The 17,629-nt window shown below is 37.9% G+C and carries 27 protein-coding genes; 1 reads left to right on the top strand and 26 read right to left on the bottom strand.

The window, feature by feature from the left end:
- The 21 genes from IAE45_RS17905 to IAE45_RS17805 form a co-directional block, all read right to left on the bottom strand.
- Positions 1-1,444 (bottom strand): BspA family leucine-rich repeat surface protein (locus IAE45_RS17905; RefSeq protein WP_200127689.1); only part of this gene is annotated, 1,444 nt, incomplete at its 3' end.
- 338 nt (positions 1,445-1,782) lie between these two features.
- Positions 1,783-2,079: a type II toxin-antitoxin system RelE family toxin gene (locus IAE45_RS17900; RefSeq protein WP_200127687.1), complete on the bottom strand. Its 297-nt coding sequence runs from the start codon at positions 2,077-2,079 to the stop codon at positions 1,783-1,785.
- Complete coding sequence (locus IAE45_RS17895; protein WP_200127685.1) at positions 2,076-2,315, bottom strand: type II toxin-antitoxin system RelB/DinJ family antitoxin; 240 nt, start codon at positions 2,313-2,315, stop codon at positions 2,076-2,078. The genes IAE45_RS17900 and IAE45_RS17895 overlap by 4 nt, the downstream gene beginning before the upstream one ends.
- 142 nt (positions 2,316-2,457) lie before the next feature.
- Positions 2,458-3,120 (bottom strand): DUF2786 domain-containing protein, encoded by a 663-nt coding sequence (locus IAE45_RS17890; protein ID WP_200127683.1) that lies wholly within the window; start codon positions 3,118-3,120, stop codon positions 2,458-2,460.
- Positions 3,121-3,127: 7 nt separating this feature from the next.
- The gene (locus IAE45_RS17885) at positions 3,128-3,373 is read right to left on the bottom strand and encodes a hypothetical protein (RefSeq protein WP_200127681.1); all 246 of its coding nucleotides are present in this window, start codon (positions 3,371-3,373) and stop codon (positions 3,128-3,130) included.
- Positions 3,357-3,539 carry a hypothetical protein gene (locus IAE45_RS17880; protein ID WP_200127679.1) on the bottom strand — a complete coding sequence of 61 codons (183 nt, stop codon included), beginning with the start codon at positions 3,537-3,539 and terminating at the stop codon, positions 3,357-3,359. Before IAE45_RS17880 ends, IAE45_RS17885 begins: the two co-directional genes overlap by 17 nt.
- 159 nt (positions 3,540-3,698) lie before the next feature.
- Positions 3,699-5,039: a PcfJ domain-containing protein gene (locus IAE45_RS17875; RefSeq protein ID WP_200127677.1), complete on the bottom strand. Its 1,341-nt coding sequence runs from the start codon at positions 5,037-5,039 to the stop codon at positions 3,699-3,701.
- Positions 5,036-5,491: a Cas9 inhibitor AcrIIA9 family protein gene (locus tag IAE45_RS17870; protein ID WP_200127675.1), complete on the bottom strand. Its 456-nt coding sequence runs from the start codon at positions 5,489-5,491 to the stop codon at positions 5,036-5,038. Before IAE45_RS17870 ends, IAE45_RS17875 begins: the two co-directional genes overlap by 4 nt.
- A gap of 64 nt (positions 5,492-5,555) precedes the next feature.
- Positions 5,556-5,996: a JAB domain-containing protein gene (locus IAE45_RS17865; protein ID WP_200127673.1), complete on the bottom strand. Its 441-nt coding sequence runs from the start codon at positions 5,994-5,996 to the stop codon at positions 5,556-5,558.
- A 497-nt stretch (positions 5,997-6,493) separates the two neighbouring features.
- Complete coding sequence (locus tag IAE45_RS17860; protein WP_200127671.1) at positions 6,494-7,219, bottom strand: DNA/RNA non-specific endonuclease; 726 nt, start codon at positions 7,217-7,219, stop codon at positions 6,494-6,496.
- Between the two features lie 12 nt (positions 7,220-7,231).
- Positions 7,232-7,399: a hypothetical protein gene (locus tag IAE45_RS17855; protein WP_200127670.1), complete on the bottom strand. Its 168-nt coding sequence runs from the start codon at positions 7,397-7,399 to the stop codon at positions 7,232-7,234.
- A 120-nt stretch (positions 7,400-7,519) separates the two neighbouring features.
- The gene (locus IAE45_RS17850) at positions 7,520-7,816 is read right to left on the bottom strand and encodes a hypothetical protein (RefSeq protein ID WP_200143154.1); all 297 of its coding nucleotides are present in this window, start codon (positions 7,814-7,816) and stop codon (positions 7,520-7,522) included.
- 81 nt (positions 7,817-7,897) lie between these two features.
- A complete protein-coding gene (locus tag IAE45_RS17845) occupies positions 7,898-8,227 on the bottom strand; it encodes a hypothetical protein (protein WP_200127666.1) in 330 nt (109 codons plus the stop codon).
- Positions 8,228-8,314: 87 nt separating this feature from the next.
- Positions 8,315-8,890, bottom strand: coding sequence for a hypothetical protein (locus IAE45_RS17840; protein WP_233619175.1), 576 nt, complete (start codon positions 8,888-8,890; stop codon positions 8,315-8,317).
- A gap of 82 nt (positions 8,891-8,972) precedes the next feature.
- Positions 8,973-9,734 carry an N-6 DNA methylase gene (locus IAE45_RS17835; protein ID WP_200127664.1) on the bottom strand — a complete coding sequence of 254 codons (762 nt, stop codon included), beginning with the start codon at positions 9,732-9,734 and terminating at the stop codon, positions 8,973-8,975.
- Positions 9,735-9,794: 60 nt separating this feature from the next.
- Complete coding sequence (locus IAE45_RS17830; protein WP_200127657.1) at positions 9,795-10,022, bottom strand: hypothetical protein; 228 nt, start codon at positions 10,020-10,022, stop codon at positions 9,795-9,797.
- A 79-nt stretch (positions 10,023-10,101) separates the two neighbouring features.
- Positions 10,102-10,590, bottom strand: coding sequence for a single-stranded DNA-binding protein (ssb, locus tag IAE45_RS17825; RefSeq protein ID WP_200127655.1), 489 nt, complete (start codon positions 10,588-10,590; stop codon positions 10,102-10,104).
- Between the two features lie 30 nt (positions 10,591-10,620).
- On the bottom strand, positions 10,621-10,779 hold the full coding sequence (locus IAE45_RS17820) for a hypothetical protein (protein WP_176324027.1): 159 nt from the start codon (positions 10,777-10,779) through the stop codon (positions 10,621-10,623).
- Positions 10,776-11,057 carry a hypothetical protein gene (locus IAE45_RS17815; RefSeq protein WP_200127652.1) on the bottom strand — a complete coding sequence of 94 codons (282 nt, stop codon included), beginning with the start codon at positions 11,055-11,057 and terminating at the stop codon, positions 10,776-10,778. The genes IAE45_RS17820 and IAE45_RS17815 overlap by 4 nt, the downstream gene beginning before the upstream one ends.
- Positions 11,058-11,133: 76 nt before the next feature.
- Positions 11,134-11,277, bottom strand: a complete 144-nt coding sequence (locus IAE45_RS17810) for a hypothetical protein (protein ID WP_200127650.1) — start codon at positions 11,275-11,277, stop codon at positions 11,134-11,136.
- Between the two features lie 29 nt (positions 11,278-11,306).
- Positions 11,307-11,831, bottom strand: a complete 525-nt coding sequence (locus IAE45_RS17805) for a hypothetical protein (protein WP_200127648.1) — start codon at positions 11,829-11,831, stop codon at positions 11,307-11,309.
- 690 nt (positions 11,832-12,521) lie between these two features.
- On the opposite strand from IAE45_RS17805, the gene pepG1 reads away from it, so the two are divergent.
- On the top strand, positions 12,522-12,665 hold the full coding sequence (pepG1, locus tag IAE45_RS17800) for a type I toxin-antitoxin system toxin PepG1 (RefSeq protein WP_128432820.1): 144 nt from the start codon (positions 12,522-12,524) through the stop codon (positions 12,663-12,665).
- A gap of 255 nt (positions 12,666-12,920) precedes the next feature.
- On the opposite strand, the gene IAE45_RS17795 is transcribed toward pepG1, so the two are convergent.
- From IAE45_RS17795 to IAE45_RS17775, 5 genes are all read right to left on the bottom strand, one after another.
- Positions 12,921-13,682 (bottom strand): hypothetical protein, encoded by a 762-nt coding sequence (locus tag IAE45_RS17795; protein ID WP_200127646.1) that lies wholly within the window; start codon positions 13,680-13,682, stop codon positions 12,921-12,923.
- The gene (locus IAE45_RS17790) at positions 13,666-13,956 is read right to left on the bottom strand and encodes a helix-turn-helix domain-containing protein (RefSeq protein ID WP_200127644.1); all 291 of its coding nucleotides are present in this window, start codon (positions 13,954-13,956) and stop codon (positions 13,666-13,668) included. The genes IAE45_RS17795 and IAE45_RS17790 overlap by 17 nt, the downstream gene beginning before the upstream one ends.
- A 30-nt stretch (positions 13,957-13,986) precedes the next feature.
- The gene (locus IAE45_RS17785) at positions 13,987-14,415 is read right to left on the bottom strand and encodes a CPBP family intramembrane glutamic endopeptidase (RefSeq protein WP_200127642.1); all 429 of its coding nucleotides are present in this window, start codon (positions 14,413-14,415) and stop codon (positions 13,987-13,989) included.
- Positions 14,396-15,934 (bottom strand): type IV secretory system conjugative DNA transfer family protein, encoded by a 1,539-nt coding sequence (locus IAE45_RS17780; RefSeq protein WP_176462077.1) that lies wholly within the window; start codon positions 15,932-15,934, stop codon positions 14,396-14,398. Before IAE45_RS17780 ends, IAE45_RS17785 begins: the two co-directional genes overlap by 20 nt.
- Positions 15,935-16,176: 242 nt before the next feature.
- Positions 16,177-16,968: a hypothetical protein gene (locus tag IAE45_RS17775; protein WP_086373550.1), complete on the bottom strand. Its 792-nt coding sequence runs from the start codon at positions 16,966-16,968 to the stop codon at positions 16,177-16,179.
- Between the last annotated feature and the right edge of the window lie 661 nt (positions 16,969-17,629).

Genomic DNA, 17,629 nt, shown 5'->3' with positions numbered 1-17,629 from the left:
AGCCAACTTTTCCGCTTAGGATCACTGGTTCTGCTAGTTGATTCCCTTCGGAATCTTTGTGCTTCACCGTGACCGGTGCTGCATCGGTTCGCTCATAAATATATCGCACTTCTTGTTCCTCTGAAGTAAATACACCAATAGCATTTTCTGGAGTTTTTATTAAAGAATATCCTGGAAATTCTTTTTCATCTGTCATATATGGCATACCAATCTGCTCAGAATTTATAATCACAACCTCCGATAGTTGAACTCCATCTATATCTTCATAACGAACTACAATACGTCCGCCTAATAAATTTGGTTTCCATACATAAACATCTGACATAGTCTTCCCATCGTAATTTGACATTAAATCAAAAGATGTAAATTGAAATTCTCCAACTGGATTTGATACTGTGCCTGTACCTACTGACTGCCAAATTCCAGAAAATTCAGAGTTGCTTGGTACTTCGGGTAAATTAACAGAAGAATTAAAAACCGTTGTTGGTCCCAATGAAAGTTGCATCAATTGATGCGCATTCTGAAACATATTTTCCATGCTTGTTACATTACTTGTATTAAAATTTGATAGATCTAAATATCTCACTGACGAGTTTGAAAACATCTGTTGCATGCCTCTGACATTTTTTGTATCAAAATTTGATAGGTCTAAATGTTCCGCTTTTGAGTTCATAAACATTCTGTTCATGAATGTTACATTACTTGTAATAAAATTTGATATGTTCAAGTTTTTAACTTCTGAATTTGAAAACATGCTATTCATATTTGTTACATTGCTTGTATTAAAACTAGATAAGTCCAAATCTTCTACACTAACATTCATAAACATCTGTCCCATGTTTGTTACATTGCTTGTGTCCAGATTTTCTAACCCACGTAATTTTGATCCTCTAAAACGTGAAAACATATCAGAAGAATTTGCTCTTAAAATAACTGTACCTTCAAAGATAAGTGTGTCTACATCTAATCCACTTCTATTCCAAGGGTACTGGTTAGAGAACCCCCCCTCTCCTTCAAATACTCTCATAGTACTAGTCTCTTCATTATATTCCCAATTGCATGTTCCCCACACACCTGAAACTAGATTTCTTACATTAACTACTTCTTTATCAATCTCTGGTTGCGGATCGTTTTGTAGATAGATATCTTCTTTTGTATAATAAATGGAAATAGTGCTTTTTTCTAATTTTTCATCAGAACAAGTATCATCTTCAGATTTATTTGTAGTTAAATTATCCTCACTATTCTTATCAAGAATAGTTTCGAAAATCCCAAATTTATCATGCTCCTCCATGCTTTCTTTTGAATTATTCTCATTCATGTTATCGATATCTTTAATCTCATTAATTTGAATATATAAATTTATAGCATCAGCCGCTACAGTAATAGGTTGGCCAAATGCCACGATACTAATAAACACTATTTTCCCTAACTTTTTTAACATTATTCGAGCTCCTTTCATTGTTTCAAAAAAATATTGGTTAATTTTTCATATATAAAAAGTTTTGTATTCATTATTAAATTGTTATTAAAAAATCATATTCATCTACTAAAAGTATACAAGTTTATTTTTTGAATTGCTTGTCAACTATTTCAGGGAAACATGAAGAAAACGATAAAGTTCACTGAATATATCGATCATACTCTTTTGATAAACCTTTAATTTACCTCTCTTTCTGACCTAATTGATTGAGCTACTCAAGGAGCTATGAAATGGCCAATAAAAAAAGGGGTCAGAAACGTAAGTTTCTGACCCCTCTACCAAAGAATGATAGGTTGCATCTATCTACCTAATCTTTTTTCAGCTTCCCTATACACTTCTTTTTCGTCCCTTTTGCCAATTACTACAATTTCAATTATTTCAATACCCAAATCAGACTGTTTGAATATCACTCTCAAGCCTAACTTTTTGTGTTTCATTTTTTTGCAATCAGCTAGTTTCCCCTTAAGGGGTTGCCCAGTATCTACTCCAAATTTCTCAATTCTTTGCAAGGACTTCCTCACTTGGAGTTTTTGACTATTGTCAAGTTTGTCATAATCTTTTTTGGAAGCAGGAGTGAATTTTATTTTGTAACTCATTCCCACTCGTCCTCAACGGTATCTAAGTCATCTTTCCAATTTTTTCCCATAACTTCCTCAGCAGAGAAATATTTTGGGGCAGATATTTCAAAAGGAATCTTTTGCTTGCTAACGATTTGTTTGAAGTAGATATTAATGGCGGTTGTAAAATCAAGTCCCAATGCTTCTAGTGTTTCAGCTGTATCTTTTTTCAATTCTGAATCCAAATTGACATTCAATCTTTCTTTTGTTGACATATAACCCCCCCTTCCAATACACCTAATATACACCTTTTAGGCGTATATGTAAACAAAGGGATTCTTTTCTGGTACTAAAACATTATTAATCGTACTTATAATTTAGTATACCGTTCGATCATCGTTCCTTTCACTGAGTTTCCTAAACGCTTAACTGTTCTTTTTCTGTAGAACGAATCCCTTCAGCGTAGCCTGAGTAGAACGCTTCATCGCTCTTTGTTTCATGGGAAATATCTTTACCAGGCACCAAGCCTTTTTGTTCGACTTCCATTTGAACGATTTCAGGTACCTGCAAGGCGATTTCATAGCCATTCGTTACTACTTGATTCCTGAAGGTTTTAGACAGTCCGACCAAATAGCCTTCTATATAATCTTGCTTTAACTGCCACTTACGCTTGTATTTCCGCCTGATTTCGGGCAACTGTAGGAACTGTCTTGCGCAATAACTAGCACTTCCTCTGGCATATTCAAAGATGATTTGCGCAATTTGAACGTCTGATTCTATCCCCACAAAGCGCAATTCTATCGGCGAACCTGATACATAATACGTGTGGACACGAAAGTTTTCTGCAATGATTGACGCTAGTCGATACAGCCATTTTTGCGGACGTCCTTGGTAAATAACCGTATCAATCACTGCTTCTGATTTTTGCACTTGTTTGTAATCAAATACATCCGATTCATCGATATTGTGCTGAAGCATCAACTCTTGGGCTTTCGCTAAGGCAGACATCGACTCTTCATCGCTGGCATCGTTCGCTAAGGCAAGCAAATTTACGATTTTCTGTTTGGCTTTTTCGTTCATTAACCGCCTACTCTCTTTCTACCAACCAGTACAAATTGCATTCTCGGTCATCTGAATAGGTGTACCGTAAATAATAACCGGCACTGCGTACCAGCTCTTTAAAGACATCTGTTGGACAATGATTATCCAGTGGGCCTTCTTTTTGCCAAAGTGGGACACGTAACGTATCTGCAACGTCCTTCGACAACGTACCTTTATCAATCAGGACATCTAGCACCTGATTCACCGTCAAATAGTTAATCTCTGATTCCATTAGGCACGTCCTCCTGATTATCAGTGGTCAATGTTTCCTCTTGTGCAGGGTAGTGGGTTTGTTTCACCGCAAAGGCTTCTGCTTCACTTTTTGTTTGAAAGCTAGCAGCGACCGCTCCTCTCACATAAACCACGAATTGACCGTTTTCTTCTTTGATTTTGACCATTGGTATCGCTCCCTTGTCTTTTTATTTTAGTCTACCATAGTGATAGACATTGTTTGCACCTTTATTTTTTGCTATAATAAAGGTGCAAATACAATGCTAAATCGTTACCCGCTTATCTTAACTCGCATTTAAGATAAGCTTTTTTTGTGTCTTGAATGATTAGGCAACATATTTCTTCTCCCTTAATTTGGACATTTCATTGACAATTTGTAACCAATGATTGACTGTTTCTAGTAGGTGTTCATCTGGACTTTTGTTGTTTGAACCCGATATTTGAACAAGTTCTGAATCTTGATACTCAAGAGTGTAATACGGCTTATCTGGTTCAGACGCTTTACGGACAAACACTATTGTCGTATCTCCATCTGCATGTTCATCGATATAACTATTTGTCCCCACGCAATGCTCCAATTTTTTCCCTTCTTCTATTAATTCGTTCGCTTCTTTAGGCAAAATGAATTTCACGTCATTTAACGTCATTTCAAGAAAGGCTTCCTCGACTGCTCTTTTTTCAAATTCCTTTCGAATAACCTCTCGTTCCATCGCATTTAGTGTTTCTACGGCTTTGTCATGTGCCTTTTCAAGGTCTTTTGGTAGGCAATTCATTGAGTTGAGTGGAATATTTAAATCCCTAAGTGCATTGAAATAGTCACGATAGCAACCTATCTTCTTCTTTTGCTTTATGAGGTAATTTTGAAGAGTGATTGGCTTGACCTCTTTTGGTATCTTCTTTACATCATCTGCGCCCATAAACGCTTCAATACCCGCAATATATTTCGTTCCCAATGATTCTAATGCTTGCTTTACTTGATAGGCTTGATAGCTTCGATTGCTGTTTCTAAAAAATACTTTGTTTCGCTTCAACCACTTCATCGTGATTGACCGCATGTCTAACTTTCTTTCTAGAATCTGCTTGGCTAACTCTAGTGCATTGATTCGTTGCGCATACTCAATTCGCTGTCTGTATTTGTAAATAAAAGCAATTTCACTTTCACTTATATCATCTAGTGAGAGATATCGTAACTCTGAAACAGACAGTAGGCGGTTAACCCATTGGTTATTATAAAGGGGCGGACGTTCGTGATAGGTGGCAAACATACTACCTATCTGAATCAATCGAAAATCATAGGCAAAATCGGAAACTGCACCGACTTTGATATGGCAATTATTACTAAAGTGTTCCAAATTCACTAATTTCTCTCGAAAGTATTGCTTGCCTTTTTCAAATAAAGAACGGACTTCATAAGTTTGTATCTCAATCCGTTTACTGGTCGAGAGGATAATTCGGTAGTGGTCTCTGCGGTCGAAGAATGTTAGTCGAGCGTTCTTCGTGAGCCGTTTCTCATACGTTAAGAAATGCTTTCGTTCAGAAGCAACGATTGTCTGTTGTTTGTTTGCCCACTTATAGGTGGGCATATTGTAGTAACACCATTCAAAGAATGCCTTTGGTGGTTTCAAACAGTTTTTGGCGTAATCATTAGCGGTTTTCATCTTTCTCATAACATATCTAGCAAACTTAATTGCTCTCCTTCCATCATTTTTGGCTTCGTCTTCGTGCTGTTTGTTTCCTTTGTTACTTTTTTCTTCGATTTCACTTGATTGATATTTTGTGGTTTCTTAGGCTCCTCTTGCTTTGTCTTGCTCTTTTGAATCATTTCTTTGGCAAAATCGTTGGTAACTACGGTAACTGGTTGTTTGAAGTAATGCGCTATCCATAAGTAAACCAATTCATCGTCGATAATGGCACAACCGCCGACTTGAAATTGTGTCGCTTGTGAGTAGGCATATTGATACGCCTTTTTAAGCGATTTTTCAGGAGTTAAAATTCCTTGATACAACGCAATATCCTTTTGCTTACCTAACCATTCAAAAATCAATTTCTCGCTAGGTGACGTTTGTTCAGTCAGTTCGTTTGATAATTTTTCAAGTGCTACACGTTTGATTCGATTCATCGTTTTCCCTCCAAATTTTTAAGATAGGTGTGCTTTTCCAATTGGTAGAAAAGCACACTCGGAATCATAACTTGCCTTCTTCTCGATACGAGTAGTAATCATCACTGCCAACGATTATGTGGTCTAATAATTCAATACTCATCAGCTTTCCTGCGCGTACCAATCGTTCGGTCACTTGGTTGTCTGCAAGACTTGGTTTCGGGTTGCCACTTGGGTGATTGTGGGCAATTAGAATGCGAGAAGCGTTTGACAATAACGCTCGTTGAAATAGATTTTTTGGTTCGACAAACGTTTGATTGATAGTTCCTCGATGAACCACTGAGTAACTGGTCAAGTTGTTTCTCACATCTAAGCAAAGTAGAACGAGGTTTTCTTGTGTGTCCAATCCGATTTCATTTTGAAGCCATGTCGCTATCGTATAACTTGAGGTGGTATTTAGCGGAACAAACTTTTCCATTGCACAAATTTCTTGGTTGACTTTGACGATTTCATAAACTGTTTCCATATCATTCACTCGTTTCTTTCTTTTTTTTTTGGTCTTTACAAATACATTTGAGTTAAGCGATTTGTGGGTGGCGAAAAAATTTAATTTGAAGAAATGTCACTGGGCATTTGTTTATACTCCTCCTTTCTCGTTGTTTGATCTTCGAACATTCGAGCATAGCTGATAGCGGTTTGGCGTGCTTAGCCCTTACACCTGTAGCAGGCGGAAAAAAAGGGCGTGCTGTAGGAAAAAGTTTTGTGCGGGTTTCGCAAAAGTTTTTCCGCCCCTTTTTTTCAGACTGCGTAAGGTGTATAAGCACTCTCGCCAATCCGATAGCAGCGTGATCGAGTGGTCGAAAACAACGAACAGGAGTTGAAACAACTGCCCAGCGCTCTGACATTTCTTCAAATCTAACAAAGATTCCGGTACGGAATCTTTCCACCTGCGGATCTCATTGCTTCAGCAAGGAGGTTCCGCTTCTCTTTTCCCTTGAACTTGTTCTTTTGACCTTGAGTGATTTATGGGGTTGTGGCTTTTCCAGTCTGATAATCGATCGATACACTATTTTGGACATTATGGATCAAGATATTGAATTGAACGTCATCGCTCTCAATACTTTGGGCTTCCATTTGAATCGCCCTGGGCAGCAATTCTTGTTCTCTGAATACTGTTGTGACCCGATAACGCACGTGATTATTGGTTGTTCTCAAATAGTTGGCTACTTCATTTTCGAATTGGACCATATGGATCTGGTTCAGCTGTTGCGTGCCGGTGAACAAATTTTTCCAGTTGTCATTTTCACCGGTCATTTGAAACCCAATGAGGTGGGAACGATTGTAAAGCCAAATATTATTTTCAAGCTTTTTCTGATTCCAACCGGTGGGATAGACATTTGATATGTCTCCTCGTTCTTCTGTAGGTATCATCGATCGGTGTAACATCGCATTTGCGACACCGACTCGATTTAACGAATCAAGATCCGAAAAGGTTTGCCAAGACCCTGAATCGATCGACGTCTCTTCAGCTGTAAAGCTTGGTCGATTCCCGTTTACTTGAATGACAACGTTCTGACCGTCAAAATCAGGTAGGTTCTCAATCTCTTCAGCTGAAATTTGTTCCTGGGACGTCCATTCATCGAAAAAAGCAGGCAACTGAACATCGACTTCTGATAAATCCACCAATGAAGCGGTGAATCCAAGCAAACTAATCAACGCTGCAAGGATAAATTTTGACTTATGTTTCATAACAATCTCCTCTTATTTGATATAATCACGGATTTCTCTAATATCTTGAACATGAATATTTCTATGTTCTTTTAGTAGCTGATCAATAGCATTTTCCTCCGTCTTTGCGTGGATCCATTTCATAGTAAACACAAGATCGCCAAAATCATAGAAGGCGAAATCGACTGCAAAAGTTTTCATGTATTCATTCACTTCCCTTCTAAACCATCTGTTGACATTTTTCTATGAAAAAGGCAAAGTGTTAGCATTGCATGTGTTGATACCGTGTTTTTCCGCTATTTTGGTGAATAGCTGACTTCTTCAAAAATCTAAATCATCATTTTTAAAATGATCCTTAACTTCTTTTTCCTTAATTTTTTTCAATCCCCATTTCTGAACAAATAACCCAATATAAACTATCGCTATTCCTAAAATTCCATATCCAACAAAGAATAATAGTAATGCACCAATGATTTTCCATCTAAAAAAATAATAAAATGAGCCAAGAAACATGCAAACTATTATCGAGAATACTATATGCTTTCCAACCCCTTTTAAATCAAGGTTTCTTAACTCTTTCTTTAGTTTTTTGGACTCTTTAGTTTCATAGTTATTCAAAATATCATTCCCTTCTAGTTTTTTATATCTTCCTACTATTAACTTTCTCAAATGATCCGACACGTGCATAGCCTATTTTCTCTATGTTTTTTTACTCTTTGTATCATTTTTTCTTTTTATTTCTGCTAGTCTTTCTTCTATAAACGAATCGTGGTTGGACGTAATCATTAGTCCTTCTGACTTGTTTTTACATATCTGCTCTGCTCGATGTTCTGCATAAATCAATAATTGTATATCAGATATAGTTAAACTTGGGTCAATACAACCATCAGCATAGACCAGCTGTTGCCCGCTTCCTTTTGAAATAAATTCTTCTTCAATCTCTAGCACCATTTTTTTAAAACCTTTATTATAAATTTCTTGCACTTCTTTAATCGTCGTAGCATTCTTTAAATTTTGGTGGTATTCCACAATTATTCTCCCTCCTATTTGGCTATTTCTATTAGAAAACTATAAGTTGCATGTTTTTTGATTATAGGTAACACTTTGCTATCGTTTTTATCTATCAATTTTCCTGTCAAAATAAATATTACCGTCATCACCAACTATTTCGACAACTTTGTCTTTTAAATAATTACTATTACAAACTCTGTATTCTTTAATTAATTGCTCAAGCTCTTTTAAATTTTTTGCTCTAGCTTCAACATCTACCATGGCTTTGTGTCCGTTTCTATTTAATTCTGTAACATCTACACAAAATGATGTTTTATGAAACAGTTCTTTTAGCAGTCGCAAGTCCGCTTCACTTTTGCAGTCATAATGCAAAGTTTCGTTTGTAACAAGGTAAGTTCCATCTGACCAAATTTCTATACATAAGCTGTCATCAGTCACATCGTTGTACTTATTTTCATATAGTTCATAAGATTTTAGAATTATGGTTTTGTATTTATCTGTAATGTAATCAATAAAATCTTCTATCGTTCCTAAAGTTTTTAGAAAAGATTCAGTACTTTTTATTCTTCCATCCTGATCTTCTTCAGCATGACCTTTCAGAGTTTTGTATGGATCAATTCCCTCGTTTTGTCTATCAATAATCTGGTTAAAAACAGTTCTTTTGTTAAACTGATCTGTCATTTTTCGCCCTCCTAGTTTGCTTAATTTAGATTTTGGCAAAGAAGAAGGAAGCTTTGCGCCCTTCTTCTTTCCGTAAAATCAATTAAAACAAGGCGAGTTGTTCAGCCCCTTCAGGAATGACCCAAACATCTGGTTCTTCTTTTTGTCTCCTTTTTGGTGCTATTGCTGGCTCCTTATTCTTTCTCGTGATCCATGCGGGATTGATCATGTGAAACGGTGTGAACCAAGTAGACGTTTCCTCACCCGACATGGAATTTTTCACTTTACATATGGCATTGATCCCGCATAATGAAAGCTGAACATAAGCCATCAGTAAGCAATTTTCGTCAATGTCTTCACACGCCACTCTCAGTTGTTTCTGGTAGTTATAACCACCGCTTTCCATTGCGACCGCAAAAGCGAGAACCATGCTACCAGCGCCAATACAAGGCTCATAGTAGCCAATCCATCCCTTTTCCTCTAGTAACGGCTCATTGTTGGAAAAAGTCATTCTAGCCATCAATTCTGCAATATGAGAAGGTGTAAAAAATTGACCTGTATTTTTGCTGTTTATATTTAGCTCCATGTAAATTGCGCCTAGCCAATCTTGTACCTTGTATTCAAACGCCATGGTAAGCAATCCTAAGCAATCTCCAAACAGACAAGCTTCTTCCCTCGTGTATTTGCCGACAATCGCTAAATAGGCGGCTTCTCGCTCCTCGTACCGTTCTTTATCCACACTGTTTGAAAAAGCATAAGCCATCATATGCACCCAATCGAAGAAAACGGTAGAGATATTTCGTTTTCCTGATAGGCTTAGTAATTTTGTAGTGATCATTTTTTGATAGTTTCGCCTGTCTTTCATGTTTTCCTCCAATAATTTCAGTTGGTTTTACACTCTTTTTCCTGCGTATCAGAAAATAAATTAATCAAAGGGCAAATCTAATCCTAAATATTCAGCTTCTTTAAACCATTCTTCGTGTAATTCTAGATTCTCGCACGACATCGTTTCCCAATTTCTCAAATAGGCGGTTTTTGTTTGGTATTTTGCGACATTACCGATTGCGACGATATACAAAAATCGGTACCTCTTGCCGTTTCGATACCACCCACGCTCATACTTTTTATCATAGTAAGTTAACTCTTCAGCCATCTGTATCACGTCTCCCTTTTTGAAATATCAGTCAACCGCCGAAGCGGTTGACCTCCTTATTCTCTCTTCTATGGTCTTATTAGAAAGGCAAATTATCATCTGAAATGTCCAATGTGGCGCCTACCGGTGCGCCTGTTGGCATGTCGCCATCACTTGGGAAACCCGATGGTACTGGTTCGTTGTAGTTCTGACGATTGGCTTGCTGAGTGGGTTGACTTGCTTGTGTGCTTTGTCGTTGTTCGCTTGTTGCCTTAGATTCCAACAATTGAAAATTCTCTGCTACAACTTCAGTTACATAGACACGTTGTCCTTGTTGGTTGTCATAAGAACGTGTTTGGATTCGTCCGGTCACTCCTAGTAATGTTCCCTTGCGAGCATAATTAGCAAGTGTTTCCGCTGGCTTTCTCCAAATCACACACTGAACGAAGTCTGCTTCACGCTCTCCGGCTTGGTTGGTAAAGTTTCGATTGATGGCAAGGGTAAACGTCGCTACCCCTGTACCGTTAGCTGTGTAGCGCAATTCTGGGTCTTTTGTTAAGCGTCCTACTAAAGTTACGTTGTTGATCATAATTATTTCCTCTTTTCATCTACTTTATTTTTAGTCATCTTCTGGGTGTTCTTCTTGCATTTTTTGTAACAATTCTAAAAATAGTTCTTCGTCTTCAGCCGAACCCTCGGCGTGGATTGGTAACCCACGCCCAAGGTTTTGACTTTCAGACCTTCCTTCTTGATTTGTTGGCGTATATTTAGCTGTCAAAGTTCATATTCACCTCTCAGTTTTTTTCCACAAGGTGCGCATACATACCCAACGCCCCAAGCACCACTTGGATATTCGTTTAACATGTAGCGACATTTTTCACACTCGCCGTAATAAGTCGCTTCACTCTCAAAATCGATCGACTGGTTTAAGCGTGCCAAGTTGATTTCAATCGTTCGTAGCCGTTTCATACCATAGTCATCTTCACGATACACGTCGCAATAGGCTACTGGTGATTCGATATGATTGACACCAATAACATCCCCTCTTGCAATCATTTCCTCTTGAAAGACAAAAGAATTCTTACATTTGTACTTTTTACCATCATTTATCATCATTTTTTGTACGAAAGGGTTATGAAACCCTTTCGTACGCCTCCTTTTCCGTTTTTTTGTGCTGTTCTTTGTGCAAGTCCTTCAGGGATTCGATTGCCTGCTTGATTCCCTCTAACTCGGTCAATGTATATTTTCCGCCTAACTCTATCCAATTTATTGGCATTTCAATCATTCCTTTCCTGATTCTTTGGCTTAGAGTTTCCCAAAATGTCCGATCGTTTCGAGGAAAACAAGGGCATGTGCTAAATCGTAAACGCTGTTTAAGGTGTGTCTGCGGTACTGAATAGCGCTAGAACGGTCTTTCATCATCAATGAAATTGATTTGTCTTTGAAAAAGGCAACGGCTCTCATCGACTCTGTTTCAAAAATTTGTTCACCATCGTATGTGTCTAACTGCTCTAAATGCTGATAAATGACCTCTGCTTGCGCATATCTCGCTTGAATCGCTTGCTCTAAAACATCATCGTCATAATCGCAAAACACATACGTATTACAGCCCTCTAATATTTCACCTTGTACTTTTTCGTCATAGCGAATGCTCCCCCACCGTTTTTGGATTTCATGACGAACTTTTTCCGTTTCAAGCGTTAAATCATGTAATGTTACTTTGATAGAAGTGCTACCGTAGCCCACCATTTCAACCCGAATGCGTACTTTTTTCGTATCAATTCCTTGCTCTCTCAAACTCTTTTTGATATTTATTGCGGTAATTTCCATGTGAATCTCTCCTTATTGGTCGGTTTTTGTTCCTGACAAGTTCATTTCAGTTAAGCGATTTGTGGGTGGTGAAAAAATTTGATTTTATTGTCTGTCTGCAACGATTTGTTTAGAATTCTCCTTTCTTTGTTGGTTGATATCGATCATTTCGAGCTGAAGCTGATAGCGGGTTGGCGTGCTTAGCTCTTACACCTGGAGCAGGCAGAAAAAAAGGGAATGCTGTAGGAAAAAGTTTTGTGTTCTTTGCAAAAGTTTTTCCGCCCCTTCTTTTTCTGAATGCGGAAGGTGTATAAGCACTCTCGCCAGACCGATAGCAGCTGCTCGATAGGAGCGAAACCGACAAACAGGAATGAAACAAATCCGTTGCGCTCTGACAGTCAATACAATCTAAAAAAGATTCCGGCATCGGAATCTTACGCCCTGCGGAAATCATTGCTTGTCAATGAGGTTCCGCTTCTCTTATTACTTGAACTTTATCTTGACTCTTTTGACCTTTTTAGAAGTGATCACATGGCTTCCTCCGTAGCGGCGGTGGTGGTTGGAGCGAAGGAAGAAATACGTCTGTGCAGCAAACAAAAAACCAGTCCAAATGCCTTAGAATTAAGGATTTAGACTGGTTCTTATGGTATAATAGTAGGTGACAGTAAAGTTTAATCGACGGTGGCGAATCCTTGAAAGAAGGTGGTGCGTATGAAAATACTCACAAAATCTTATGAAAGGAGAAGCCTTTTGTCTGCATACGAAACAATTCAGACCATCCTTGGCTTTGGTATGTTTACCATTGCTTTGATCAGTCTGGTTGTCAAGTTGCTTAAAAACGACAAAAAGAAATAGCCGTCGCTTTAGCCAGAGACTAGCTATTTCTTTTTAAGTTATACAGTTAACGGCCGCCGTTCTTTAAACGGTGCTGTCATTGGGGAGTTGTTGACGCAACTCCTCTTTACATACTTATTATACCATCAAACCGCTGAAAAAACTACATAAACGCCGAAACTGGAAAGCTTGTCTTTCCTTTTTTTGTTGCCCCGTAAACGGTGGAGGCGGTCGGAGTGTCGGGGCAACAAAAAAATCATCCTACAATACATGATTCTAACGAACTTTCTCTAAAGCTATTACATCGTTAAAGTAGAGAATTTTGTTATATCGTTCCATGGAATTTCCAATACGATATACTACTGTCAAACTTTCACGAACCATTCTTCCTTCAGGCTTTTCTCGGGAAAATAGAATGTGCGAATGAACTTCTTCCATACACAATATTAGCGATTCTATAAAAATTGTACTATCTACAGGAATTAAATTCTTCAAGACCTGATAATATTCATCCTTATCGATAGATTCGCTTCCTGGCAAATCCCAAAAACTTGTTGCTTTAACAACTGGTTTCAGTAGTTTTTCCCACATTATTTTTCTAATTATCGTATGAACAGCTTTCAGGACTAAACTAGCTACTAAAGCAAGAACAATAACTGATAATGCAACTTCAAAATCGATCAAAATCAAAAATAGGAAAAAAACAGGGATTGCTATTTGTTTTACCGATTTAATGACTGAACTATTTCGGAGATTCCAACTTACTATAATGATAGATCCACCGACCAATACCCATAATGCACTTAAATTGATCACTAATACTAAGAATGCTTCTTCTAGCATATTTTCATCAATACGACCTCCATCTAACATCAGTTCAGAGTTCACGATTTCCTTCATCAGCTCGTTTTTTAGCCAGGTAACAGAGGTAGCTGCTAGACATAATAAAGCACCCTTTCTAAGCAAGATTTGAGTATAATTCAAGACAACTAGAAATTGTGCCTTCCAATATAGATTTCTTTCACTTTTTCCACTCATATCCTACCTCCACTAAGTTTCTTTGATTATTTTCATTTTTAAAACTTCTATCCTCAGTTCGACCGTAAAGATAATCGATACTAACGTCGTAAAAATCACATAAAGCTACTATTCGTTTGTTACTAGGATGTTGGTGGCCGTTCTCCCAATTACTTACCGTTCCTTTAGTCACCGGCGGATCAAAGATATTACTCACATCATCTAGTGTTAAAAATCTTTCCTTCCTTAATTGAGCAAGCCTTTGACTGATCAATATTCCTTTTGTTTCTTTCACGTTATCTATTCCTCCATAGATTGGTATTTATTATTGTGTGAATTGTGTGATTACTGCTACGATGTTATAACTTACATGAAGCAATATCGGCATGACGATCGTTCCACTTTTTTTCATGGTCCATGAATAAATGAGTCCATTTATTAAAAAGGGCAAAAAGTTCTTTTGCCCATGTAGAATGGCAAAAACGATACTAGAAATTCCTGCACTTATTTTCCAAGGAAAAACCTTTTGTAGCAGTGATACTAGGTATTTCCTGAAAATCATTTCCTCGATCACCGGTACCCACGTAATGCTTCCGATCAAACTGAAGAAACTTGCTGAACGCGCGACATTTTCAAATGGTGGGATATCCAAAAAATGGTTAGCTGCGGACGTTACGATCCACGAGGAGCCAACTAATAACGCCAAACTGAAGACAAATAAGCCCCAATTCAGATTATTTTTTTGATAGAACAATTCTCTCAGGCTTTTTCTTATGAATTTTGCGCTCATTTTCTTTAGTCGGCTTCTCCTTTCCAGTTTTTACAAAGGTTGTTACAAATTTCGAGGGTTCTCCTGGGCGATTGTGGGAATAATAATACCCATGAAGATTAGGAAGCCGCTTGATCTTGTTTGGATTGATCACAAATTCGTCTACCACATTATTCGAACTTTCTCCGGTGTTTCCTTCCTCATTGCTACGACTGGTTTGCTTCACTTGTTTTTCTGTTCCAATGAATTTTGATAATTCATTTGCTGTATCATCGTCCGTACGTAGAATGACAAAATTGGTTAAATTCCCAAGAATCTGTTTCGTTAATTCTTCCGAAACTTTGTTCACATCAGCGATTACCTGCATAGCTACGATAGTTTTTACGCTAAAGGACGCGGTTCTATTCAGTAAAGCTTCAAAGGATTCATCAACATAAACGCCCAATTCGTCCATCACTAACAATGCTTCTGTTTGGTCGTCTCTTTCAGCTTTTTGACTCAAAAACAATTTGTACTCTGCGACAACCAGCTTTCCTAAACTTCGTGCAAAATCACTGTATTTGAATTCATTTAAGTACACGACAACGACTGCATCTTCCTCATAGGCTTGACGTAAAGTAAACCCATCTTGACCAAAAAGATAGCGGCCGTCTCCATCGTTAAAAATCGCCAAACGACCAATCGCTTGGACCACAGTATCTTTACAAGAAGCTAATACTTGTTTCGCTCTACTGTACAATTCCTTAGAAATAATGTCTTGACTATACAGTCCTTCAATTAAGTTTTTGAAATTTGAGGGATCAGAATACTTGATTATACTTTGGAAGCTATACTGAATGTCGGCAGCTCTCATGACACGTCCCATCACTTGCCAGTAAGTAAGTGCTTGAATTCGATAATGCTCTTCGGACCACTCGGTTAAACTAGATAGTAAATCTTTTAATTCTGTCTCCGTTATGCCTTTAAATGGATTATACGGATTCGTTTTTGAAATCTCTGATTGGTTAATCACATATAGCTTTCGGTTATATTTTTTAGCTAACTTTTCGGTGACTATATTCAAATCGTAGTTCGAAGTCCCCCCTTTACCGTCGATCACGACGGTAAATTGTCCTTCACGGATCGACTGTTCGATATAATGCAAAATAGTCGCGGTCTTCCCTGTACGAGTAGATCCGAAAGCACCAACGTGCCCCTTGTCATTAAAGTTGATCCCACCTCGACTATTCAACATAACTTCTCTTCTTGTTTCTTGCTTGACTGTTTCGTGCATAAGAATTTCTGAAGAACTTTTCTGTAATAACAATCCCAAACTGACGATCATCACCCCTATACCCCATCCAAACAAATTGATTCCCAAAATCCATTGAATTGTTGACGGTATGAAATGTTCTCGAAAATATCCGTCAGCTGTGACGTATGCCACCATACTTGCAAAGCCATCTTGGTTTGCAATGAGTTGGGTGTAGATCAGGCTTAATAAGCCGATTGAACTTCGACTCATTTGTTTCTGATTTAAATAAAAAATACTTACCACAATCAGGAAAAAACCCAAGGTAAGTATCATCAACTTTGAAGATTTTTTTTCATAATATTCCTGAAGGATCAAATACGAAAGCAAAGCAAGTGATCCTGGTAATGGAAAAAGAACTATTCCAATGCAACATAAGACGATACCTGCTTTTGATAATCGGCTTCGCCAAACAAAAACGACATCTTGATACATACATTCACCTTTCTTTTCGTTTAATAAGGGGTATGGAACAAGTCCATTTCCCTATGTTCAGAATAAGAATAAAACTCCTCAATGAGGGCATCGATAGGGGTAGTAGAAAGAGTCGCAAGACGCTTTGACGGTCTTTCTAAAACCTTCTCAACCTCTTCAAAAGTGAGCAGTTTAAATTGAACATCATCAATCCCAACATATTCTTTGGCTTCTACTAATCTGTTGTAAATTAAAGTCTTCATTTTGGGATAGATCCAAATTTGACCATACGCTCGATTTTTATTTGCACTAACATTTGTTTGTACTCGAAAGGCTTCTTTCTTCTCTTTCTCGTATTCAACTATCCACCAATCATTTCCGACTTTAAAAGTTAAGTCACCTTTTCGTGTCATTTTTTTATAACCACCATAATTATCCTTTTTGTACTCATAAGTTCTGAAGTCACGATCGGTAATGATTGAATGATAATCTAATTTTGCTTCTGGAAAATACTCCCGTAAAAAACAAGTACATGTTAAAACACCCAATTCATGTCGAACTGTTGCGTCACTTACTTTGCCAATACCAGATATTTCAAGCACTTCCTTACCTTTAGTACCTAACGAGTAAATTTGCGCCTCTCTTCCTTGGCGCAAGTCTCGTTTCAAATAGCCATTTAACTCTAACTTGCGAATTCTCTTGCGAACATATTCAATAGACGGAAAACCTAGTAACGAACAAAAATGTTTCGGCTGCGCAATCCTCCATCGATTGACAACTTCAAGCATCATCAAATCCCTATCGGTTAGTTCAAGTCGATTGTTCAGTTGCATATACTTTCCTCACCTTTCCAATAAAAAAAGAAAATAGTGAAACTATTTTCTCCCTTCTGCGGAAATCATTGCATTAGCAATGAGGTTCCGCTTCTTTCTATTCGAACCATATTTCTACTCGTACTCAAACTTAGTTAGCTGCACTCTTCCAGGTTCTTGATTCGAATCAAAACTTGTATACAAATCTACTCATCAGTCCTATGATCTCATTCAGGTTTATGAATCGAACAAGACAACAGGCCAATCTAACTATCAGTCAGACAATCTCTTTTTGTTTTATGTTTTTAAGACAGCCCCATCAAGATTTGGTGAAGGGGCGTTGGCGCTAGGGGTAGTTGTAAGTTCCCTCTTTCAACGATTGAAAGAGGGCGGAGGGAGTTAGTTCGAGACCCCCAAGACTGGGGGTAGGGGGTTGATCTTTTGACCTTGACCTTATCCCTTTATTTTCTCTCTTCCACACCCTTTTTTTATTTTTTTTATCCTATCTTTTTAATTTTTTTTGCACTTCATATGATCTCTTATCTTAGCCGCCCGCCCCCGCAAATGTGCTTTGTTATACCATGTTGCCGGTAATCAAATTTGCAAAATTTTATTATTGTTGGGTGTGGGGGGGTGTGGGTGGGAGGGGGGGGACCCCCCCCCCCCCACAAAGGGGGGTTTA

Origin of the sequence: Enterococcus sp. S53 (genome assembly GCF_016516865.1) — a bacterium.
In the GTDB taxonomy this organism is placed as follows: Bacteria; Bacillota; Bacilli; order Lactobacillales; family Enterococcaceae; genus Enterococcus_D; species Enterococcus_D innesii.
The sequence above is the reverse complement of the archived record's forward strand: the minus strand, read 5'-3'. Positions and strand labels throughout refer to the sequence as shown.